Raw genomic sequence first — 16,826 nt, forward strand, 5'->3', positions numbered from 1 at the left:
ACATTGCGTTATCATGCGCAGCCTCTGAAAAGCGCGATGTTGGTTTTCTTGTCATGACCCTCCCGTCCGATCTGCCCGCAGAACTCGCCCATCGTGGCGTGCGCCCGGCCGATCGCCTCGGATTTACCCTGTTTCTCGCAGCGCTGATTCACTTGGCGCTGCTGCTGGGCGTCGGCTTCACCATGGTCGAGCCCAAGCAGATCAGCAAAACCCTGGAAATCACCCTCGCCACCTTCAAGAGCGAAAAGAAGCCCGAGAAGGCTGACTTCCTCGCGCAAGAGCATCAGGAAGGCAGCGGCACGCTGGACAAGAAGGCGATTCCGAAGACCACCGAGGTCGCGCCGTTCCAGGACAACCAGGTCAAAAAGGTCACGCCGCCGCCCGCCGCCAAGCCTGAAGTACAGGAAGCCGCGCCCAAGGCTGCGGTGACGACTGTCGCGCCTAAGCCGAAAAAAGCCCCGACCAAAAAAGAAGAAACCAAGACCGAGGTCAAACCGACCGTCGACGCGCCGGAGTTCGACAGCTCGCAGTTGTCCAGCGACATCGCCAGCCTCGAAGCGGAACTGGCCAAGGAACAACAGCTGTACGCCAAGCGTCCGCGAATTCACCGCTTGAGCGCGGCGTCGACCATGCGTGACAAAGGCGCTTGGTATAAGGACGACTGGCGCAAGAAGGTCGAGCGCATCGGCAACCTGAATTATCCGGAAGAAGCACGGCGCAAGCAGATCTACGGCAATTTGCGCCTGATGGTCTCGATCAACCGCGACGGCTCGCTGTATGAGGTGCTGGTGCTGGAATCGTCGGGGCAGCCGCTGCTGGATCAGGCGGCACAGCGCATTGTCCGACTGGCGGCGCCATTTGCACCGTTTACCGGTGATCTGTCGGATATCGACCGACTGGAAATCATCCGCACCTGGAAATTCGCCCGGGGCGACAAGCTCTCCAGCAACTGACACTCCTACATTTGATCTGTGTACTGCTTACATCCCCAGCTTGTCAGTTCGCCCCTTGAACGCCACACTAGCGCACATGAAAAACGTCAGCCCCAGCTACCTCAAGCATCACTTCCTGATCGCCATGCCGCACATGGCCGACCCGAACTTTGCCCACACCTTGACCTACATCGTCGAGCACACGGCCAATGGCGCCATGGGGATTGTGGTCAACAGGCCGCAAGAGTTGAATCTGGCTGACATCCTCGAGCAACTGCGACCGGACATCGATCCGCCGGGCCTCTGCCAGCATGTACCGATCTTCATTGGCGGCCCGGTGCAAACCGATCGCGGTTTTGTCCTGCACCCGGCGGGCAAGACCTTCCAGGCCACCGCCCAGCTCGACGGCGACCTGGCACTGTCCACTTCGCAGGACGTGCTGTTCGCCATCGCTGACGGCGTGGGCCCGGCGAAAAGCCTGATCGCCCTCGGTTACGCCGGTTGGGAAGCCGGGCAACTGGAAGCCGAAATGGCCGACAACGCCTGGCTGACCTGCCCATATGACACCGACATTTTGTTCAACACCAGCAGCGAACTGCGTCTGGACGCGGCAGCCAGGCACTTGGGGATCGACCTCAACCTGCTGACCAGCCAGGCAGGTCACGCCTGATGGCCCTGCGCTTGATTCTAGGCTTCGACTACGGCACCAAACAGATCGGCGTTGCCGTCGGCCAGGTGATCACCGGTCAGGCCCGCGAGCTGTGCACCTTGAAAGCACAGAACGGCGTGCCCGACTGGAATAAGGTCGAAGCCCTTATAAAGGAATGGAAACCCGACGCCGTCGTCGTTGGCCTGCCGCTGAACATGGACGGCACGCCCAGCGAGATGTGTCTGCGCGCCGAGAAGTTCGCCCGCCGCCTCAACGGCCGCTTCAATGTGCCCTTCTATACCCACGACGAACGCCTGACCACTTTCGAGGCCAAGGGCGAACGTCTGGTGCGTGGCGGCCAGAAGGGCAGTTACCGCGACAACCCGGTGGACGCCATCGCCGCCGCCCTGCTGTTGCAGGGCTGGCTCGATGAAAACACCGCACTGTTTGAATCCTGACTGCATTTAATTCTGAAAAGCGCTACGGCGCTTTTCTTTTGGCTAAACCCCCAGCCACGTCCGGCAGGACGCGGCTCGGGTCGAAGAAGGAGCAACCATGAGCCTGCCCAATCCCGCCGATCTGATCAGCCAGATGGCGACACGCCTCAAGGCGCACCTTGCACAGCGCGACATCAGCGAACCGCGTTACATCGGCATCCACACTGGCGGCATCTGGGTCGCGCAAGCCTTGCTCAAGGAATTGGGCAGCGACGCGCCGCTGGGCACGCTGGATGTTTCCTTCTACCGCGACGACTTCAGCCAGAACGGCCTGCACCCGCAAGTGCGCCCGTCCGCCCTGCCCTTCGAGATCGAAGGCCAGCATCTGGTGCTGATCGACGACGTACTGATGAGCGGCCGCACCATCCGCGCCGCCATGAACGAACTGTTCGACTACGGCCGCCCGGCCAGCGTGACACTGGTCTGCCTGCTTGACCTGGACGCCGGCGAGCTGCCGATCCGCCCGAACGTGGTGGGCGCGACCCTGTCGCTGGCCACCCACGAGCGCGTGAAGCTGTCCGGCCCCGAGCCGCTGACGCTCGAACTGCAAGACTTTGCCCTTTAATCCGCCCTATTGAGAGTCCCCCTCGCGATGACGCCTCTAGATACCAAGCGCCCGCTGCAGCTCAATGATCAGGGCCAGCTGCGCCACTTCCTCTCGCTCGACGGCCTGCGCCGCGAGTTGCTGACGGAAATCCTCGACACTGCCGACTCGTTCCTCGAAGTCGGTGCCCGGGCCGTGAAAAAAGTCCCGTTGCTGCGCGGCAAGACCGTGTGCAACGTGTTCTTCGAAAACTCCACGCGCACCCGCACCACCTTCGAACTGGCGGCCCAGCGGCTGTCGGCGGACGTGATCACCCTGAACGTGTCGACTTCGTCGGCGAGTAAAGGTGAAACCCTGCTCGACACCCTGCGCAACCTTGAAGCCATGGCCGCCGACATGTTCGTCGTGCGTCACGGGGATTCCGGCGCCGCGCACTTCATCGCCGAGCATGTCTGCCCACAAGTGGCGATCATCAACGGCGGCGACGGCCGTCACGCTCACCCGACGCAGGGCATGCTCGACATGCTGACAATCCGTCGGCACAAGGGCGGTTTCGAAAACCTTTCGGTGGCGATCGTCGGCGACATCCTGCACTCGCGGGTCGCGCGTTCGAACATGCTTGCCCTGAAAACCCTCGGCTGCCCGGACATCCGCGTGATCGCGCCGAAAACCCTGCTGCCGATCGGCATCGAGCAATACGGCGTGAAGGTTTACACCGACATGACCGAAGGCCTGAAAGACGTCGACGTGGTGATCATGCTGCGCCTGCAGCGTGAACGCATGACCGGCGGCCTGCTGCCAAGCGAAGGCGAGTTCTACCGCCTGTTCGGCCTGACCACCGCGCGCCTGGCCGGGGCCAAGCCCGATTGCATCGTCATGCACCCGGGGCCGATCAACCGTGGGGTGGAGATTGAGTCGGCAGTGGCCGACGGCCCGCACTCGGTGATCCTCAATCAGGTCACCTACGGCATCGCGATTCGTATGGCTGTGTTGTCCATGGCCATGAGCGGGCAAACAGCCCAGCGCCAATTCGAGCAGGAGAACGCCCAGTGAAGCTCAGCATTCTCGGCGCCCGCGTCATCGATCCAAGCAGCGGCCTGGATCAAATCACCGACATTCACGTTGAAGCCTGCAAGATCGTCGCCCTCGGCGCGGCACCGGCCGGTTTCACCGCTGTAGAAACTATCGACGCCACAGGTCTGGTGGCCGCTCCGGGGCTGGTCGATCTGAACGTCGCCCTGCGCGAGCCGGGCTACAGCCGCAAAGGTTCGATCGCCAGCGAAACCCGCGCGGCAGCGGCCGGCGGCGTGACCAGCCTGTGCTGCCCACCAAAAACCAAACCGGTGCTCGACACCTCCGCCGTGGCCGAGCTGATCCTTGATCGCGCCCGCGAGGCCGGCAACACCAAGGTGTTCCCGATTGGCGCGCTGAGCAAAGGTCTGGAAGGTGAGCAACTGGCCGAACTGGTTGCGCTGCGCGACGCCGGTTGCGTGGCGTTCGGCAACGGTCTGGAGAGTTTCCGCAACACCCGCACCCTGTGCCGGGCGCTGGATTACGCGGCGACGTTCGACCTGACGGTGATCTTCAACTCGCAGGATCACGATCTCGCAGAAGGCGGCCTGGCCCATGAAGGCGCGGTCGCCAGTTTCCTCGGCCTGCCGGGCATTCCGGAAACCGCTGAAACCGTGGCGCTGGCCCGTGATCTGCTGCTGGTCGAGCAAACCGGCGTGCGCGCGCACTTCAGCCAGTTGACCAGCGCTCGCGGCGTGGCCCTGATCGCTCAGGCGCAGGCCCGTGGCCTGAAGGTGACGGCGGATGTCGCGCTGTACCAACTGATCCTGACCGACGAAGCGCTGATCGATTTCAGCAGCCTCTATCACGTCCAGCCGCCGCTGCGCACCCGCGCGGATCGCGATGGCCTGCGTGAAGCAGTGAAGTCCGGTGTGGTCTCGGCGATTTCCAGCCATCACCAACCCCACGAGCGTGATGCCAAACTGGCACCGTTCGGCGCGACCGAGCCAGGCATCAGCAGTGTTGAACTGCTGCTGCCGCTGGCGATGACGCTGGTTGAGGATGGCCTGCTCGATCTGCCGACACTGCTGGCGCGCTTGAGCGCTGGCCCGGCCGAGGCGCTGCGCCTGCCGGCGGGCAAACTGGCGGTGGGGGGTGCGGCGGATATCGTGCTGTTCGATCCGAAGGCTTCCACCGTGGCCGGTGAAGGCTGGCTGTCGAAGGGCGAGAACTGCCCGTTCCTCGGCCACAGTCTGCCGGGTGTGGTTCGTTACACCCTGGTGGATGGGCGGATCAGCCACCAGGCTTGATACCGGGTTGCCCCATTCGCGAGCAGGCTCGCTCCCACATTGGATCTGTGAACGACACAAATCCCCTGTGGGAGCGAGCTTGCTCGCGAAGACTTACTGGAAGGCGCCGCGATTCTGCATGTTGCGCACCGACACTTGGTCATTCAGCGTCCAGAAGTCATACAGCACGCCAATAAAGAACAACCCGCCCGTCAGCAGGTAGATCAACCCGCTGATCCACTTCCCCTGATACATCCGGTGCACACCGAACACCCCAAGGAACGTCAGCAGAATCCACGCTACGTTGTACTCGATCGGCCCTTCGGCAAACCGCAAATCTGCCTCGCGATCCATCGCCGGGATCAGAAACAAGTCGATCAGCCAGCCAATGCCCAGCAAACCGAAGGTGAAGAACCAGATCGTTCCGGTCACTGGCTTGCCGTAATAAAAGCGGTGAGCGCCGGTAAATCCGAAGATCCACAGCAGGTAACCGATGAGTTTGCTGTGGGTGTCTTTTTCCTTCACACGGGGTAGCTGATAGCTGTTCATGAAGACCTCGTTTCACTCGATAGATAAATATTCTTGAATTCTTTGTGACTTTTTTACAGGTAGCCGACGTATGGCAAATGTTACCGTTGCAACCGTCAAAGCCTTATAGCACCGGACTTCTGTCAGACAATCGCGTCAATTTGCCGCTTATTTGGTTCCGTTGCCTGCCGATTGAATCGACCAACGGACTCGGAAGGGACAAAAAAGCTGTTATAAAGTTGCGCGCTACCACTTAAGAGCCACGCCTAATGCGACCATTTTTCAAGACATGGCTAACTATTTGCCTATTAATGCCACTGGCCGCCCACGCCACCAATCGTGAGCAACGTCTTCCCAACGTTAACGGCTTTACCCCTAAATCCCATGCTTCTGCCCCTTCGAGCAAAAGCAAGCAAAGCAAAGTCACCACGCTGAGCAGCAAGGGCAACAGCAAGCTGGTGCCACCGATGGCGAGCAAGGAAAGCAGCAATGTCCTTAGCCGCGCGGTGAACGTCCTTGGTACTCCTTATCGTTGGGGCGGCAGTAGCCCAAGTAAAGGCTTCGACTGCAGCGGTCTGGTGAAATACGCGTTCAACGACGCCACGTTCGACCTGCCACGCACCTCCAACGCCATGGCCAGCGGCCACGGCGAGAAAGTCGAGCGCAAGGATCTGAAACCAGGCGACCTGATCTTCTTCAACATCAAGAGCCGTCAGGTCAACCACGTTGCCATCTACCTGGGCAACGACCGCTTCATCCACGCCCCGCGCCGTGGCAAATCGGTGAGCATCGATACGCTGAACAAGCCGTATTGGCAAAAGCATTACGTGGTTGCCAAGCGGGTATTACCGAAAGAACCTGCCAGCAAGCAGCTGCGTGTAGTTCAACGCTAACACCGCGGATCGTCCCCACGCTCTGCGTGGGAACGATCACGCCTCTCTCAGAAGTTATCCGGCGTACGCGCCTTCTCCCGCGCATGCTCCCGGCTGATCAAGCCCTTGGTCACCAGATCCTTCAGGCACATGTCCAGTGTCTGCATCCCCAACGACCCACCCGTCTGAATAGACGAATACATCTGCGCCACCTTGTCCTCGCGGATCAGGTTACGGATCGCCGACGTGCCGAGCATGATCTCGTGCGCCGCCACGCGCCCGCCGCCGATTTTCTTGATCAGCGTCTGCGACACCACCGCCAGCAACGACTCCGACAGCATCGAGCGCACCATCGACTTCTCGTCACCGGGGAATACGTCCACAACCCGGTCGATGGTCTTGGCTGCCGAAGTGGTGTGCAGCGTGCCGAACACCAGATGCCCGGTCTCCGCGGCGGTCAGTGCGAGGCGAATGGTTTCCAGATCGCGCATCTCGCCCACCAGAATCACATCCGGGTCTTCCCGCAACGCTGAACGCAAAGCGGTGGCGAAACTGCGGGTATCGCGGTGGACTTCGCGCTGATTGATCAGGCATTTGCGCGATTCGTGAACGAATTCGATCGGATCTTCGATGGTCAGGATGTGGTGATGGCGATGGGTGTTGAGGTAATCGATCATCGCCGCCAGCGTGGTCGATTTGCCGGAACCGGTCGGCCCGGTCACCAGCACCAGTCCACGCGGGGCGTCGGTGATCTTGCGGAAGACATCACCCATGGCGAGGTCTTCCATGCTCAGCACTTTCGACGGGATGGTGCGGAATACCGCGCCGGCACCACGATTCTGATTGAAAGCGTTGACCCGGAACCGCGCGACACCGGGGACTTCGAAGGAAAAGTCGGTTTCCAGATGTTTCTCGAAGTCGACGCGCTGGGTGTCGTTCATGATGTCGTAGATCAATTCGTGCACTTGCTTGTGATCCAGCGCCGGCAGATTGATCCGCCGCACATCACCATCGACGCGGATCATCGGCGGCAGACCGGCCGACAGGTGCAGGTCGGAAGCTCCCTGTTTGGCGCTGAAGGCCAGTAGTTCAGTGATATCCATAGCGCTCCTCAATTCCAGTAGAATGCCGCGAACCTTCAGACCGCTGGCGCCTCTTGATGTCCACGATAGCAGACAACATTCAACTGGTTAGTTCGCGCATCCAGGCTGCCACCGCAGCGGCCGGGCGCACTGAAAACAGCGTGCAGTTGCTCGCGGTCAGCAAGACCAAACCCGCCGAAGCCCTGCGTGAAGCGTATGCCGCCGGCCTGCGCGACTTTGGCGAGAACTATCTGCAGGAAGCCTTGAGCAAACAGCTCGAACTGGCCGACCTGCCCTTGATCTGGCACTTCATCGGCCCCATTCAATCGAACAAGACTCGCGCCATCGCCGAGCATTTCGAGTGGGTGCATTCCGTGGATCGTCTGAAAATTGCCCAGCGTCTGTCCGAACAGCGCCCGGCGGATCTGCCGCCACTGAACATCTGCATTCAGGTCAACGTCAGCGGTGAAGCCAGCAAGTCCGGCTGCACCCCGGACGACCTGCCGGCCCTGGCCAACGCCATCAGCGCCCTGCCGCGCTTGAAACTGCGCGGTTTGATGGCGATCCCCGAGCCGACCGAAGATCGCGCCGAACAGGATGCCGCTTTTGCTGCCGTGCAACGTTTGCAGGACAGCCTGAATCTACCGCTCGACACACTTTCCATGGGCATGAGCCACGACCTCGAGTCGGCCATTGCCCAGGGCGCCACCTGGGTTCGTATCGGTACGGCCCTTTTCGGCGCCCGCGACTATTCCCAATCTTGAACATTTCTGGATAAGGACCTGACATGAGCGACACACGTATTGCCTTTATCGGTGCCGGCAACATGGCCGCCAGCCTCATCGGCGGCCTGCGGGCCAAGGGTCTGGAAGCCGCGCACATCCGCGCCAGCGACCCGGGTGAAGAAACCCGCGCCAAAGTCAGCGCCGAACACGGCATCGAAACCTTTGCCGACAACGCCCAGGCCATCGATGGCGTCGACGTCGTCGTCCTGGCGGTCAAACCTCAGGCAATGAAAGCCGTGTGCGAAGCGATTCGCCCGAGCCTGAAACCGAATCAACTGGTGGTCTCGATTGCCGCCGGCATCACTTGCGCCAGCATGACCGCATGGCTCGGCGAGCAGCCGATCGTGCGTTGCATGCCCAACACCCCGGCACTGCTGCGTCAGGGCGTCAGCGGCTTGTACGCCACCAGCGAAGTCACCGCCCAACAGCGCCAGCAAGCCGAAGAGCTGCTGTCCGCCGTCGGCATCGCTTTGTGGCTGAACGAAGAACAGCAACTGGACGCGGTGACTGCCGTGTCCGGATCCGGCCCTGCGTATTTCTTCCTGCTGATCGAAGCCATGACCGCCGCTGGCGTCAAACTCGGTCTGCCGAAAGAAACTGCCGAACAACTGACGTTGCAAACCGCTCTGGGCGCCGCGCACATGGCGGCTTCCAGTGACGTCGATGCTGCCGAACTGCGCCGCCGCGTGACCTCGCCGGCCGGGACTACAGAAGCTGCAATCAAATCGTTCCAGGCCGGTGGTTTCGAAGCCCTGGTAGAAAAAGCACTCGGCGCCGCCGCGCACCGCTCGGCCGAAATGGCCGAACAACTGGGCAAATAAGGAGCCTTACATGATTGGATTGAACACCGCAGCGGTTTACGTGCTGCAAACCCTCGGCAGTCTGTACCTGCTGATCGTACTGCTGCGCTTCGTCCTGCAACTGGTACGGGCGAATTTCTACAACCCGCTTTGCCAGTTCATTGTCAAAGCGACTCAGCCGCTACTCAAGCCACTGCGCCGGATCATCCCGAGCATGTTCGGCCTGGACATGTCGTCGCTGGTGCTGGCGATTCTGGTGCAGCTGGCGTTGATGGCGCTGACCCTGCTGCTGACTTACGGCACCACCGGTAACCCGCTGCAACTGTTTATCTGGTCGCTGATCGGCGTGACCGCGCTGTTCCTGAAGATATTCTTCTTCGCCCTGATCATCAGCGTGATCCTGTCGTGGGTCGCCCCGGGCAGCCACAACCCGGGCGCTGAGCTGGTCAATCAGATCTGCGAACCGGCCCTGGCGCCGTTCCGCAAGTTCCTGCCGAGCCTCGGCGGGCTCGACCTGTCGCCGATCTTCGCGTTCCTGGCGCTGAAGCTGATCGACATGCTGGTGATCAACAACCTCGCGGCGATGACGATGATGCCGGAAATCCTGCGCCTGCTGATGTGAGCTGGTTTCGCTGGGACGGTGACGACCTGATTCTGGAATGTCACCTGCAACCTGCGGCCCGTAGCGATGACTTCGCCGGGCTGCATGGTGATCGGCTGAAGATCCGCCTGACCGCGCCGCCGGTCGAGGGCAAGGCCAACGCCTATCTGATGGGCTTTCTGGCCAAGGCGTTTGGGGTATCCAAGAGCCAGGTCAGCTTACTCAGCGGTGAGTTGAACCGGCAGAAGCGGGTGAAGATTTGCTCGCCGAAGAAGTTGCCGGAATTGCCTGACCTGATGCGCTCCTGATCACCCTGTGGCGAGGGGATTTATCCCCGATGGGTCGCGGAGCGGCCCCCTGGTTGTTGCCAACCCCAATCACTTGGCACTGCCAAGTGATTACAGGGCTGCTACGCAGCCCATCGGGGATAAATCCCCTCACCACAGGGGACTTCGCTCAATGAACGATCATGCCCGATCGTTGCTTGCCGCTAACCCCCCCGGTCTTTAGACTTACGCCTCATTTCAACGAGAGCAGGGTCGATGCCAACTGCCTTTCCCCCCGATTCTGTTGGTCTGGTGACGCCGCAAACGGCGCACTTCAGCGAACCGCTGGCCCTGGCCTGTGGCCGTTCGCTGGCCGCTTATGACCTGATCTACGAAACCTACGGCACGCTGAACGCGCAGGCGAGCAACGCCGTGCTGATCTGCCACGCCTTGTCCGGCCATCACCACGCCGCTGGCTATCACAGCCCCGACGACCGCAAGCCCGGTTGGTGGGACAGCTGCATCGGCCCCGGCAAACCGATCGACACCAGCAAATTCTTCGTGGTTAGCCTGAATAATCTGGGCGGCTGCAACGGTTCCACCGGCCCGAGCAGTATTAACCCGGAGACCGGCAAACCGTTCGGTGCCGACTTCCCGGTACTCACCGTGGAAGACTGGGTACACAGCCAGGCGCGTCTGGCCGACCTGCTCGGCATCGGCCAATGGGCAGCGGTGATCGGCGGCAGCCTCGGCGGCATGCAGGCGCTGCAATGGACCATCACTTACCCGGATCGCGTGCGCCATTGTCTGGCGATCGCCTCGGCCCCCAAGTTGTCGGCGCAAAACATCGCTTTCAACGAAGTGGCGCGCCAGGCGATTCTTACAGACCCGGAATTCCACGGCGGTTCGTTCCAGGAAGCGGGCGTGATCCCCAAGCGCGGCCTGATGCTGGCGCGGATGGTCGGACACATCACTTACCTGTCCGACGATTCCATGGGCGAGAAATTCGGCCGCGGCCTGAAGAGCGAAAAGCTCAACTACGACTTCCACAGTGTCGAGTTCCAGGTCGAAAGCTACCTGCGTTACCAGGGCGAAGAGTTCTCCGGACGCTTCGACGCCAACACCTATCTGTTGATGACCAAGGCGCTGGATTACTTCGATCCGGCAGCGAACTTCGACGATAACCTGGCGAAAACCTTCGAGAACGCCACGGCCAAGTTCTGCGTGATGTCGTTCACCACTGACTGGCGTTTTTCCCCGGCTCGTTCACGCGAACTGGTGGACGCGCTGATGGCAGCACGTAAAGACGTCAGCTACCTGGAAATCGACGCGCCGCAGGGCCACGACGCCTTCCTGATTCCGATCCCGCGCTATTTGCAGGCGTTCGGCAATTACATGAACCGCATTTCGTTGTGAGAAAGCCATGAGAGCTGATCTGGAAATCATCCAGGAATGGATCCCCGCCGGCAGCCGCGTCCTCGACCTGGGCTGTGGTGACGGCGAGTTGCTGACCTGGCTGCGCGACCACAAGCAGGTCACCGGTTATGGCCTGGAAAACGACGCCGACAACATCGCTCAATGCGTGGCCAAAGGCGTCAACGTCATCGAGCAGGATCTGGATAAAGGCCTGGGCAACTTCGCCAGCAACAGTTTCGACATCGTGGTGATGACCCAGGCGCTGCAAGCCGTGCATTACCCGGACAAGATCCTCGACGAAATGCTGCGGGTCGGCCGTCAGTGCATCATCACCTTCCCCAACTTCGGTCACTGGCGCTGCCGCTGGTATCTGGCGAGCAAGGGGCGGATGCCGGTCTCCGAGTTTCTGCCGTACACCTGGTACAACACGCCGAACATCCACTTCTGCACCTTCGAAGACTTTGAAGAACTTTGTCGCGAACGTGATGCGAAGGTCATTGATCGGCTTGCCGTGGATCAACAGCACCGCCACGGGTGGGCCAGTAAGCTATGGCCTAATCTGTTAGGTGAAATTGGTATCTACCGCGTCAGCAGCCCGGTGCTTGCAGATCATCGGGTCGCGGTCTGAGCCACGACATTTCGAGGAGGATGATCATGGGTCGTTTAGCGTTGTTGTTAATCACTGCCTGCCTGAGCGTCGGCGCCATGGCCGCCGATGTCATCAAGGGCGAGCGAAAGGAAGTGTTCGGTGATGTCACCGTGCACTACAACACCTTCAACTCCACCTTCCTGACGCCGGACATCGCCAAGGCTGCCGAGCTGATCCGCAGCAAGAATCAGGGCGTGATCAACGTCTCGGTGATCAAGGGCGGCAAACCGTTGATCGCCAACGTTACCGGCACGGTCAAAGACCTGACCAGCCAGAGCGTGCCGCTGAACTTCAAGCAAGTCACCGAGCAGGGTGCGATCTATTACATCGCCCAATACCCGGTGCCTCAGCAGGAAACCCGCACTTTTGAAATCAAGGTGCAGACCGGTGACAAGATCGACACCATCAACTTCAACCAAGAACTTTTCCCCGGCGAATGATGAATCTCAAGCAGCTCGTACTGGCCAGCCATAACGCCGGCAAACTCAAAGAACTCCAGGCCATGCTCGGCGACTCGGTGCAACTGCGCTCGATCGGCGAGTGGAGCAAGGTCGAGCCGGAGGAAACCGGTCTGTCGTTCGTCGAGAACGCGATCCTCAAGGCGCGTAACGCCGCACGTATTTCCGGGCTGCCGGCGCTGGCCGACGACTCCGGTCTGGCAGTGGATTTCCTCGGCGGTGCACCGGGCATCTATTCGGCGCGTTATGCCGACGGCAAGGGCGATGCAGCGAACAACGCCAAACTGCTCGACGCCCTCAAAGACGTGCCTGAAGCCGAACGCGGCGCGCAGTTCGTCTGCGTGCTGGCACTGGTGCGTCACGCCGACGATCCGTTGCCGATCCTCTGCGAAGGCCTGTGGCACGGACGCATCCTGACTGCCGCCAGCGGCGAACACGGTTTCGGCTACGACCCGCTGTTCTGGGTGCCGGAGCGCGATGTTTCCAGCGCTGAACTGAGCCCGGCCGACAAGAATCAGATCAGCCACCGCGCCCGTGCAATGGATCTGCTGCGCCAGCGTCTGGGCCTGAAATGACCGACACCCCCTCTGCGTCGTCGCTGATCATCGGCGGCGCCGCTTCTTCGCCTCGGGCGCCACTGCCAACGCTGCCGCCCCTGGCGCTGTACATCCATATCCCTTGGTGCGTGCGCAAATGCCCGTATTGCGATTTCAACTCGCACACCGCCAGCCCGGTGCTGCCGGAGCAGGAATACGTCGACGCGTTGCTGGCCGATCTCGATCAGGACCTGCATGCGGTTTATGGCCGTGAAATCAGCTCGATTTTCTTCGGTGGCGGTACACCGAGCCTGTTCAGTGCCGAAGCCCTTGGGCGTTTGCTGGAAGGCGTCGAGCAGCGCATTCCGTTTGCCAAAGACATCGAGATCACTCTGGAAGCCAATCCCGGCACCTTCGAACAAGAGAAGTTTGTCGCGTACCGCAAGCTGGGGATCAATCGCCTGTCGATTGGTATCCAGAGTTTCCAGCAGGAAAAGCTCAAGGCGCTCGGCCGTATTCATAACGGCGACGAAGCAGTACGCGCGGCAGGCATGGCGCGGCAGGCCGGGTTCGATAACTTCAACCTCGACTTGATGCACGGCTTGCCCGATCAGTCGCTGGACGACGCCTTGAGCGATCTGCGCCAGGCCATCGAACTGCAGCCGACGCACATTTCCTGGTATCAGCTGACGCTTGAGCCGAACACGGTGTTCTGGAACCAGCCGCCGGTGCTGCCGGAAGACGACACGCTGTGGGACATTCAAGAGGCCGGGCAAGCGCTACTGGCCGAGCACGGTTACGCGCAATACGAAGTGTCGGCTTACGCCCAACCCGGTCGCCCGGCGCGGCATAACCTCAATTATTGGAGTTTCGGCGACTTCATTGGCATCGGTGCCGGCGCTCACGGCAAACTCAGCCATCCGGACGGGCGCATCGTGCGTACCTGGAAGACGCGCCTGCCGAAGGACTATCTCAACCCGGCGAAAAGCTTCCAGGCCGGCGAGAAAGCCCTGGCCAACGATGAGATGCCGTTCGAGTTCCTGATGAACGCCTTGCGCCTGACCGAAGGCGTCGAATCGCGCCTGTATCCGGAACGCACCGGCCTGTCGCTGGAAAGCCTCGCCGAAGGCCGGGCAGCGGCAGAACAAAGCGGTCTGTTGCAGGTCGAACCGTCACGTCTGGCGGCCACCGAGCGCGGACAGCTGTTCCTCAACGACTTGCTGCAACAATTCCTGAACTGAGCCCAACCCTCAACTTCTGTCCCAAGGGAAAACGCATGGATTTGATACTCGACCTGCTCGCTACCGTCTCCCGCTGGAGCCGCAGCAACCTCTCGGAAATCGCATTGGCGCTGGTCGGCTGCCTGCTGGTGCTGTTCGGCGCCGACTTCAAAGGCTGGGTCGAACAACGCTTGGGCAGCATCGCCGGCGCCCTGCGCGTACCGCTGATGGCCCTGCTGTGCTTGATTGGCAGCGGTGCAGCACTGATCTACGCCACACCTTGGGTAATCAAGGGATTGAGCCAGTTCAACAATTACAGCTTGGCACCGGTGCTGTTGGTGGTGCTGGTGTTGATCGGCGTAGTCGCAGACCGCCGCTGATCATTGAATTCAAACAGGGAAGTTCATGAGCAAGAAACAGATGGACGAAACGAGCAAGTTTCTCAGCTATGTGTTGCGCCACGAGCCTCAGGCCATTGGCCTGAGGCTGGACTCTGAAGGCTGGGCGAATATCGAAGCGCTGATCAGCGGCGCGGCACGCGACGGTCGCACTCTCGATCGCGCGCTGATCGAAACTGTCGTGGCGAGCAGCGACAAGAAACGCTTTTCGATATCCGAGGACGGCCAGCAGATCCGCGCCGTGCAGGGTCACTCGACCAAGAGCGTGGAGCTGCAGTTTGAGGAAAAGCAGCCACCAGAAACGCTGTATCACGGCACGGCGACGCGCTTCATGGACTCGATCAACCAGCAAGGCTTGATCCCCGGATCGCGTCACCACGTGCATCTCTCGGCAGAAACCACCACCGCCTCAGCCGTAGGCCAACGCTACGGCACCGTGGTGATCCTGAAAGTCGCCGCGCGGCAGATGCAGGAACAAGGTTTCAAGTTCTATCAGGCCGAGAATGGCGTCTGGCTAACAGAGCAAGTACCAGTGCGCTTCATCTCTACGTTGTAGTCCTCGACACGTTCGTCATCTATTCAGCGCTGGCTTTGACCTCACTTCGAATCATCGCACTGAGCCCGTAGTAGTCCTTACAGCCCAACGCTTCTGCATTGTCCAGATACGCAATATTCTGACCGTCGTGACGGTCATTCTCGTTTACACGCGTCAGCGCAAGAATGTAGTTGGCCTCAGCCCGATATTGATCTTCTGACAATAACAGCGCGACAGCGCGGGCCCGCATTGCCGCCAATTTGCCTTGCTGTCCGGCGGTCGCCCTCTCGTCGAAGAAGCACAGCGAACGCTTGGCCTGCAAAGGATAGACGTGGGCATAAGCGTCGGGCTTGCTCAATAACTGTTGCAGCGACTGCAAGAACTTCAAATGATCCGCGTTTTGCAGATCAAACCTTTCGTATGCCTTGTCGCATAAATGGTAGTAACCCACCGCAGCCGCCAGCAACCCCTGATCCATGGCTTTCTGGTAAAGGCCACAGGCCTCCATCCGCGTTCGCTCAGAGAACATCGGATTGTCCTGAAGGTTGGCCAGCAAGTACGTTGCGAGCATATGCCCGCCATCCGAGGCCTTTTTCAGATTGTCTGCAAGCGCTGCAAAATCGCCTTCGGCATTGCGCAACTGCTCCGGCGTATACGCGAGTTCCGGCTCCCCGGCGCCTTCCCGCCTGATCCGCTCATCGGCGTCACGCTGGATTTTTTCGGCCACTCTTTGCGCGCTGGCGAAGTATTCATCGGGCGTTACCACGCGCTCGCAAGCCGCTGAAAACAGCAGACCCAACAACAGCATGCAGGTGAAAAGGGCTTTCAAGACTCGTCTTCCTTTACAAGTGGGGGGGGGGGACGAAGATCTTTCGGCGGATCACCAGCAATCTTGAACAAACTCCGAAAACAATTGTGGGAGCTCGATCGCGAAAACTTGGTGTCAGTCAACTCAGTGCTGAATGATCCATCGCATTCGCGAGCAAGCTCGCTCCCACAGGTTTATCTACAGATTTTATTGCGTAAGGCTCAGGACAGTTTTTCGAACTTCAGGTCCCATACGCCGTGGCCAAGTCGTTCGCCGCGGCGTTCGAACTTGGTGATCGGGCGTTCGGCCGGGCGTGGCACGCACTTGCCGTCTTCGGCGAGATTGCGGTAGCCCGGGGCGACGCTCATCACTTCAAGCATGTATTCGGCGTACGGTTCCCAGTCGGTGGCCATGTGCAAAATGCCGCCGACCTTCAACTTGCTGCGCACCAGTTCAGCGAACGACGCCTGAACGATACGACGCTTGTGGTGACGGCTCTTGTGCCACGGATCCGGGAAGAACAGCATCAGGCGATCAAGGCTGTTGTCGGCGATGCAGCGGTTGAGCACTTCGATCGCGTCGCAATCGTAAACGCGCAGGTTGGTCAGGCCCTGAGTCAGCACGCCATTGAGCAGCGCGCCGACACCCGGACGGTGAACCTCAACGCCGATGAAATCCTGCTCCGGTGCCGCTGCAGCCATTTCCAGCAGCGAGTGACCCATGCCGAAACCGATCTCCAGCGAGCGCGGTGCCGAGCGGCCGAACACCTGATCGTAATCCACCGGCGCGTCAGCCAATGGCAGCACGAACAGCGGCGTGCCTTGATCCAGGCCTTTCTGCTGGCCTTCGGTCATGCGCCCGGCGCGCATCACGAAACTCTTGATGCGGCGGTGTTGGCGCTCGTCGCCCTCTTCCGTCTGGATAGGCGTGTCGTTCGATTCAGTCATCAA

Annotated in this window: 22 protein-coding genes; 18 read left to right on the forward strand and 4 right to left on the reverse strand. The window is 60.4% G+C overall.

Translation table 11 applies throughout. From position 1 onward, the window contains the following. Positions 1-53: 53 nt before the first annotated feature. The 6 genes from ACA043_RS27590 to ACA043_RS27615 all read left to right on the forward strand — a co-directional run bounded on the left by ACA043_RS27590 (position 54) and on the right by ACA043_RS27615 (position 4,943). Positions 54-953, forward strand: a complete 900-nt coding sequence (locus tag ACA043_RS27590; RefSeq protein WP_008077848.1) for an energy transducer TonB — start codon at positions 54-56, stop codon at positions 951-953. A gap of 76 nt (positions 954-1,029) precedes the next feature. Then, a complete protein-coding gene (locus ACA043_RS27595; protein WP_100846946.1) occupies positions 1,030-1,602 on the forward strand; it encodes a YqgE/AlgH family protein in 573 nt (190 codons plus the stop codon). Then, the gene (gene ruvX / locus ACA043_RS27600) at positions 1,602-2,039 is read left to right on the forward strand and encodes a Holliday junction resolvase RuvX (protein WP_497658254.1); all 438 of its coding nucleotides are present in this window, start codon (positions 1,602-1,604) and stop codon (positions 2,037-2,039) included. Before ACA043_RS27595 ends, ruvX begins: the two co-directional genes overlap by 1 nt. 97 nt (positions 2,040-2,136) lie before the next feature. Then, positions 2,137-2,643 (forward strand): bifunctional pyr operon transcriptional regulator/uracil phosphoribosyltransferase PyrR, encoded by a 507-nt coding sequence (gene pyrR / locus ACA043_RS27605; RefSeq protein WP_497658255.1) that lies wholly within the window; start codon positions 2,137-2,139, stop codon positions 2,641-2,643. 27 nt (positions 2,644-2,670) lie between these two features. Continuing rightward, positions 2,671-3,675 (forward strand): aspartate carbamoyltransferase catalytic subunit, encoded by a 1,005-nt coding sequence (locus tag ACA043_RS27610; RefSeq protein ID WP_007913665.1) that lies wholly within the window; start codon positions 2,671-2,673, stop codon positions 3,673-3,675. After that, entirely contained in the window at positions 3,672-4,943 is a 1,272-nt protein-coding gene (locus tag ACA043_RS27615; RefSeq protein ID WP_497658256.1) for a dihydroorotase, read from the forward strand. Before ACA043_RS27610 ends, ACA043_RS27615 begins: the two co-directional genes overlap by 4 nt. 93 nt (positions 4,944-5,036) lie before the next feature. Here ACA043_RS27615 and ACA043_RS27620 read toward each other — a convergent pair whose 3' ends face one another. Next, positions 5,037-5,471: an NINE protein gene (locus tag ACA043_RS27620; RefSeq protein ID WP_489879323.1), complete on the reverse strand. Its 435-nt coding sequence runs from the start codon at positions 5,469-5,471 to the stop codon at positions 5,037-5,039. A 248-nt stretch (positions 5,472-5,719) separates the two neighbouring features. Here ACA043_RS27620 and ACA043_RS27625 point away from each other — a divergent pair, with 248 nt between their 5' ends. Beyond that, positions 5,720-6,343 (forward strand): C40 family peptidase, encoded by a 624-nt coding sequence (locus tag ACA043_RS27625; RefSeq protein ID WP_187679031.1) that lies wholly within the window; start codon positions 5,720-5,722, stop codon positions 6,341-6,343. Positions 6,344-6,390: 47 nt separating this feature from the next. On the opposite strand, the gene ACA043_RS27630 is transcribed toward ACA043_RS27625, so the two are convergent. After that, positions 6,391-7,425 carry a type IV pilus twitching motility protein PilT gene (locus ACA043_RS27630; RefSeq protein ID WP_187679032.1) on the reverse strand — a complete coding sequence of 345 codons (1,035 nt, stop codon included), beginning with the start codon at positions 7,423-7,425 and terminating at the stop codon, positions 6,391-6,393. A gap of 56 nt (positions 7,426-7,481) precedes the next feature. On the opposite strand from ACA043_RS27630, the gene ACA043_RS27635 reads away from it, so the two are divergent. The 11 genes from ACA043_RS27635 to ACA043_RS27685 all read left to right on the forward strand — a co-directional run bounded on the left by ACA043_RS27635 (position 7,482) and on the right by ACA043_RS27685 (position 15,089). Continuing rightward, positions 7,482-8,168, forward strand: a complete 687-nt coding sequence (locus tag ACA043_RS27635) for a YggS family pyridoxal phosphate-dependent enzyme (RefSeq protein ID WP_489879322.1) — start codon at positions 7,482-7,484, stop codon at positions 8,166-8,168. Positions 8,169-8,191: 23 nt separating this feature from the next. Next, positions 8,192-9,010, forward strand: a complete 819-nt coding sequence (gene proC, locus ACA043_RS27640) for a pyrroline-5-carboxylate reductase (RefSeq protein ID WP_401269364.1) — start codon at positions 8,192-8,194, stop codon at positions 9,008-9,010. 10 nt (positions 9,011-9,020) lie between these two features. Beyond that, entirely contained in the window at positions 9,021-9,611 is a 591-nt protein-coding gene (locus ACA043_RS27645; protein ID WP_187679035.1) for a YggT family protein, read from the forward strand. After that, positions 9,608-9,898, forward strand: a complete 291-nt coding sequence (locus tag ACA043_RS27650) for a DUF167 domain-containing protein (protein WP_401269367.1) — start codon at positions 9,608-9,610, stop codon at positions 9,896-9,898. Before ACA043_RS27645 ends, ACA043_RS27650 begins: the two co-directional genes overlap by 4 nt. A gap of 234 nt (positions 9,899-10,132) precedes the next feature. Continuing rightward, positions 10,133-11,272 (forward strand): homoserine O-succinyltransferase MetX, encoded by a 1,140-nt coding sequence (gene metX / locus ACA043_RS27655; RefSeq protein ID WP_187679037.1) that lies wholly within the window; start codon positions 10,133-10,135, stop codon positions 11,270-11,272. A 7-nt stretch (positions 11,273-11,279) separates the two neighbouring features. Further along, entirely contained in the window at positions 11,280-11,900 is a 621-nt protein-coding gene (metW, locus tag ACA043_RS27660; RefSeq protein WP_095186989.1) for a methionine biosynthesis protein MetW, read from the forward strand. 26 nt (positions 11,901-11,926) lie between these two features. Next, positions 11,927-12,361: a DUF4426 domain-containing protein gene (locus ACA043_RS27665; RefSeq protein WP_187679038.1), complete on the forward strand. Its 435-nt coding sequence runs from the start codon at positions 11,927-11,929 to the stop codon at positions 12,359-12,361. After that, positions 12,358-12,954, forward strand: coding sequence for an RdgB/HAM1 family non-canonical purine NTP pyrophosphatase (gene rdgB / locus ACA043_RS27670; RefSeq protein WP_095186987.1), 597 nt, complete (start codon positions 12,358-12,360; stop codon positions 12,952-12,954). Before ACA043_RS27665 ends, rdgB begins: the two co-directional genes overlap by 4 nt. Next, positions 12,951-14,156: a radical SAM family heme chaperone HemW gene (gene hemW, locus ACA043_RS27675; RefSeq protein ID WP_497658257.1), complete on the forward strand. Its 1,206-nt coding sequence runs from the start codon at positions 12,951-12,953 to the stop codon at positions 14,154-14,156. Before rdgB ends, hemW begins: the two co-directional genes overlap by 4 nt. Positions 14,157-14,191: 35 nt before the next feature. Beyond that, on the forward strand, positions 14,192-14,515 hold the full coding sequence (locus ACA043_RS27680; RefSeq protein WP_008083808.1) for a DUF3392 domain-containing protein: 324 nt from the start codon (positions 14,192-14,194) through the stop codon (positions 14,513-14,515). A 25-nt stretch (positions 14,516-14,540) separates the two neighbouring features. Continuing rightward, on the forward strand, positions 14,541-15,089 hold the full coding sequence (locus ACA043_RS27685) for an RNA 2'-phosphotransferase (protein ID WP_401269376.1): 549 nt from the start codon (positions 14,541-14,543) through the stop codon (positions 15,087-15,089). Between the two features lie 19 nt (positions 15,090-15,108). On the opposite strand, the gene ACA043_RS27690 is transcribed toward ACA043_RS27685, so the two are convergent. Together ACA043_RS27690 and trmB are read right to left on the reverse strand one after the other, a co-directional pair. Then, on the reverse strand, positions 15,109-15,876 hold the full coding sequence (locus tag ACA043_RS27690; RefSeq protein WP_497658258.1) for a hypothetical protein: 768 nt from the start codon (positions 15,874-15,876) through the stop codon (positions 15,109-15,111). Positions 15,877-16,097: 221 nt separating this feature from the next. Continuing rightward, positions 16,098-16,823 (reverse strand): tRNA (guanosine(46)-N7)-methyltransferase TrmB, encoded by a 726-nt coding sequence (gene trmB / locus ACA043_RS27695; protein WP_489879318.1) that lies wholly within the window; start codon positions 16,821-16,823, stop codon positions 16,098-16,100. Between the last annotated feature and the right edge of the window lie 3 nt (positions 16,824-16,826).

The organism is Pseudomonas sp. LBUM1648 (assembly GCF_059716145.1).

Coding starts and splice junctions, on each gene's coding strand:
- ACA043_RS27625 (WP_187679031.1), top strand. CDS start 5,720: ATGCGACCATTTTTCAAGACATGGCTAACTATTTGCCTATTAATGCCA.
- metW (WP_095186989.1), top strand. CDS start 11,280: ATGAGAGCTGATCTGGAAATCATCCAGGAATGGATCCCCGCCGGCAGC.
- hemW (WP_497658257.1), top strand. CDS start 12,951: ATGACCGACACCCCCTCTGCGTCGTCGCTGATCATCGGCGGCGCCGCT.
- ACA043_RS27685 (WP_401269376.1), top strand. CDS start 14,541: ATGAGCAAGAAACAGATGGACGAAACGAGCAAGTTTCTCAGCTATGTG.
- ACA043_RS27595 (WP_100846946.1), top strand. CDS start 1,030: ATGAAAAACGTCAGCCCCAGCTACCTCAAGCATCACTTCCTGATCGCC.
- ACA043_RS27665 (WP_187679038.1), top strand. CDS start 11,927: ATGGGTCGTTTAGCGTTGTTGTTAATCACTGCCTGCCTGAGCGTCGGC.
- ruvX (WP_497658254.1), top strand. CDS start 1,602: ATGGCCCTGCGCTTGATTCTAGGCTTCGACTACGGCACCAAACAGATC.
- proC (WP_401269364.1), top strand. CDS start 8,192: ATGAGCGACACACGTATTGCCTTTATCGGTGCCGGCAACATGGCCGCC.
- pyrR (WP_497658255.1), top strand. CDS start 2,137: ATGAGCCTGCCCAATCCCGCCGATCTGATCAGCCAGATGGCGACACGC.
- rdgB (WP_095186987.1), top strand. CDS start 12,358: ATGATGAATCTCAAGCAGCTCGTACTGGCCAGCCATAACGCCGGCAAA.
- ACA043_RS27620 (WP_489879323.1), bottom strand. CDS start 5,471: ATGAACAGCTATCAGCTACCCCGTGTGAAGGAAAAAGACACCCACAGC.
- ACA043_RS27645 (WP_187679035.1), top strand. CDS start 9,021: ATGATTGGATTGAACACCGCAGCGGTTTACGTGCTGCAAACCCTCGGC.
- ACA043_RS27610 (WP_007913665.1), top strand. CDS start 2,671: ATGACGCCTCTAGATACCAAGCGCCCGCTGCAGCTCAATGATCAGGGC.
- ACA043_RS27630 (WP_187679032.1), bottom strand. CDS start 7,425: ATGGATATCACTGAACTACTGGCCTTCAGCGCCAAACAGGGAGCTTCC.
- metX (WP_187679037.1), top strand. CDS start 10,133: ATGCCAACTGCCTTTCCCCCCGATTCTGTTGGTCTGGTGACGCCGCAA.
- ACA043_RS27590 (WP_008077848.1), top strand. CDS start 54: ATGACCCTCCCGTCCGATCTGCCCGCAGAACTCGCCCATCGTGGCGTG.
- ACA043_RS27680 (WP_008083808.1), top strand. CDS start 14,192: ATGGATTTGATACTCGACCTGCTCGCTACCGTCTCCCGCTGGAGCCGC.
- ACA043_RS27690 (WP_497658258.1), bottom strand. CDS start 15,876: ATGCTGTTGTTGGGTCTGCTGTTTTCAGCGGCTTGCGAGCGCGTGGTA.
- trmB (WP_489879318.1), bottom strand. CDS start 16,823: ATGACTGAATCGAACGACACGCCTATCCAGACGGAAGAGGGCGACGAG.
- ACA043_RS27635 (WP_489879322.1), top strand. CDS start 7,482: ATGTCCACGATAGCAGACAACATTCAACTGGTTAGTTCGCGCATCCAG.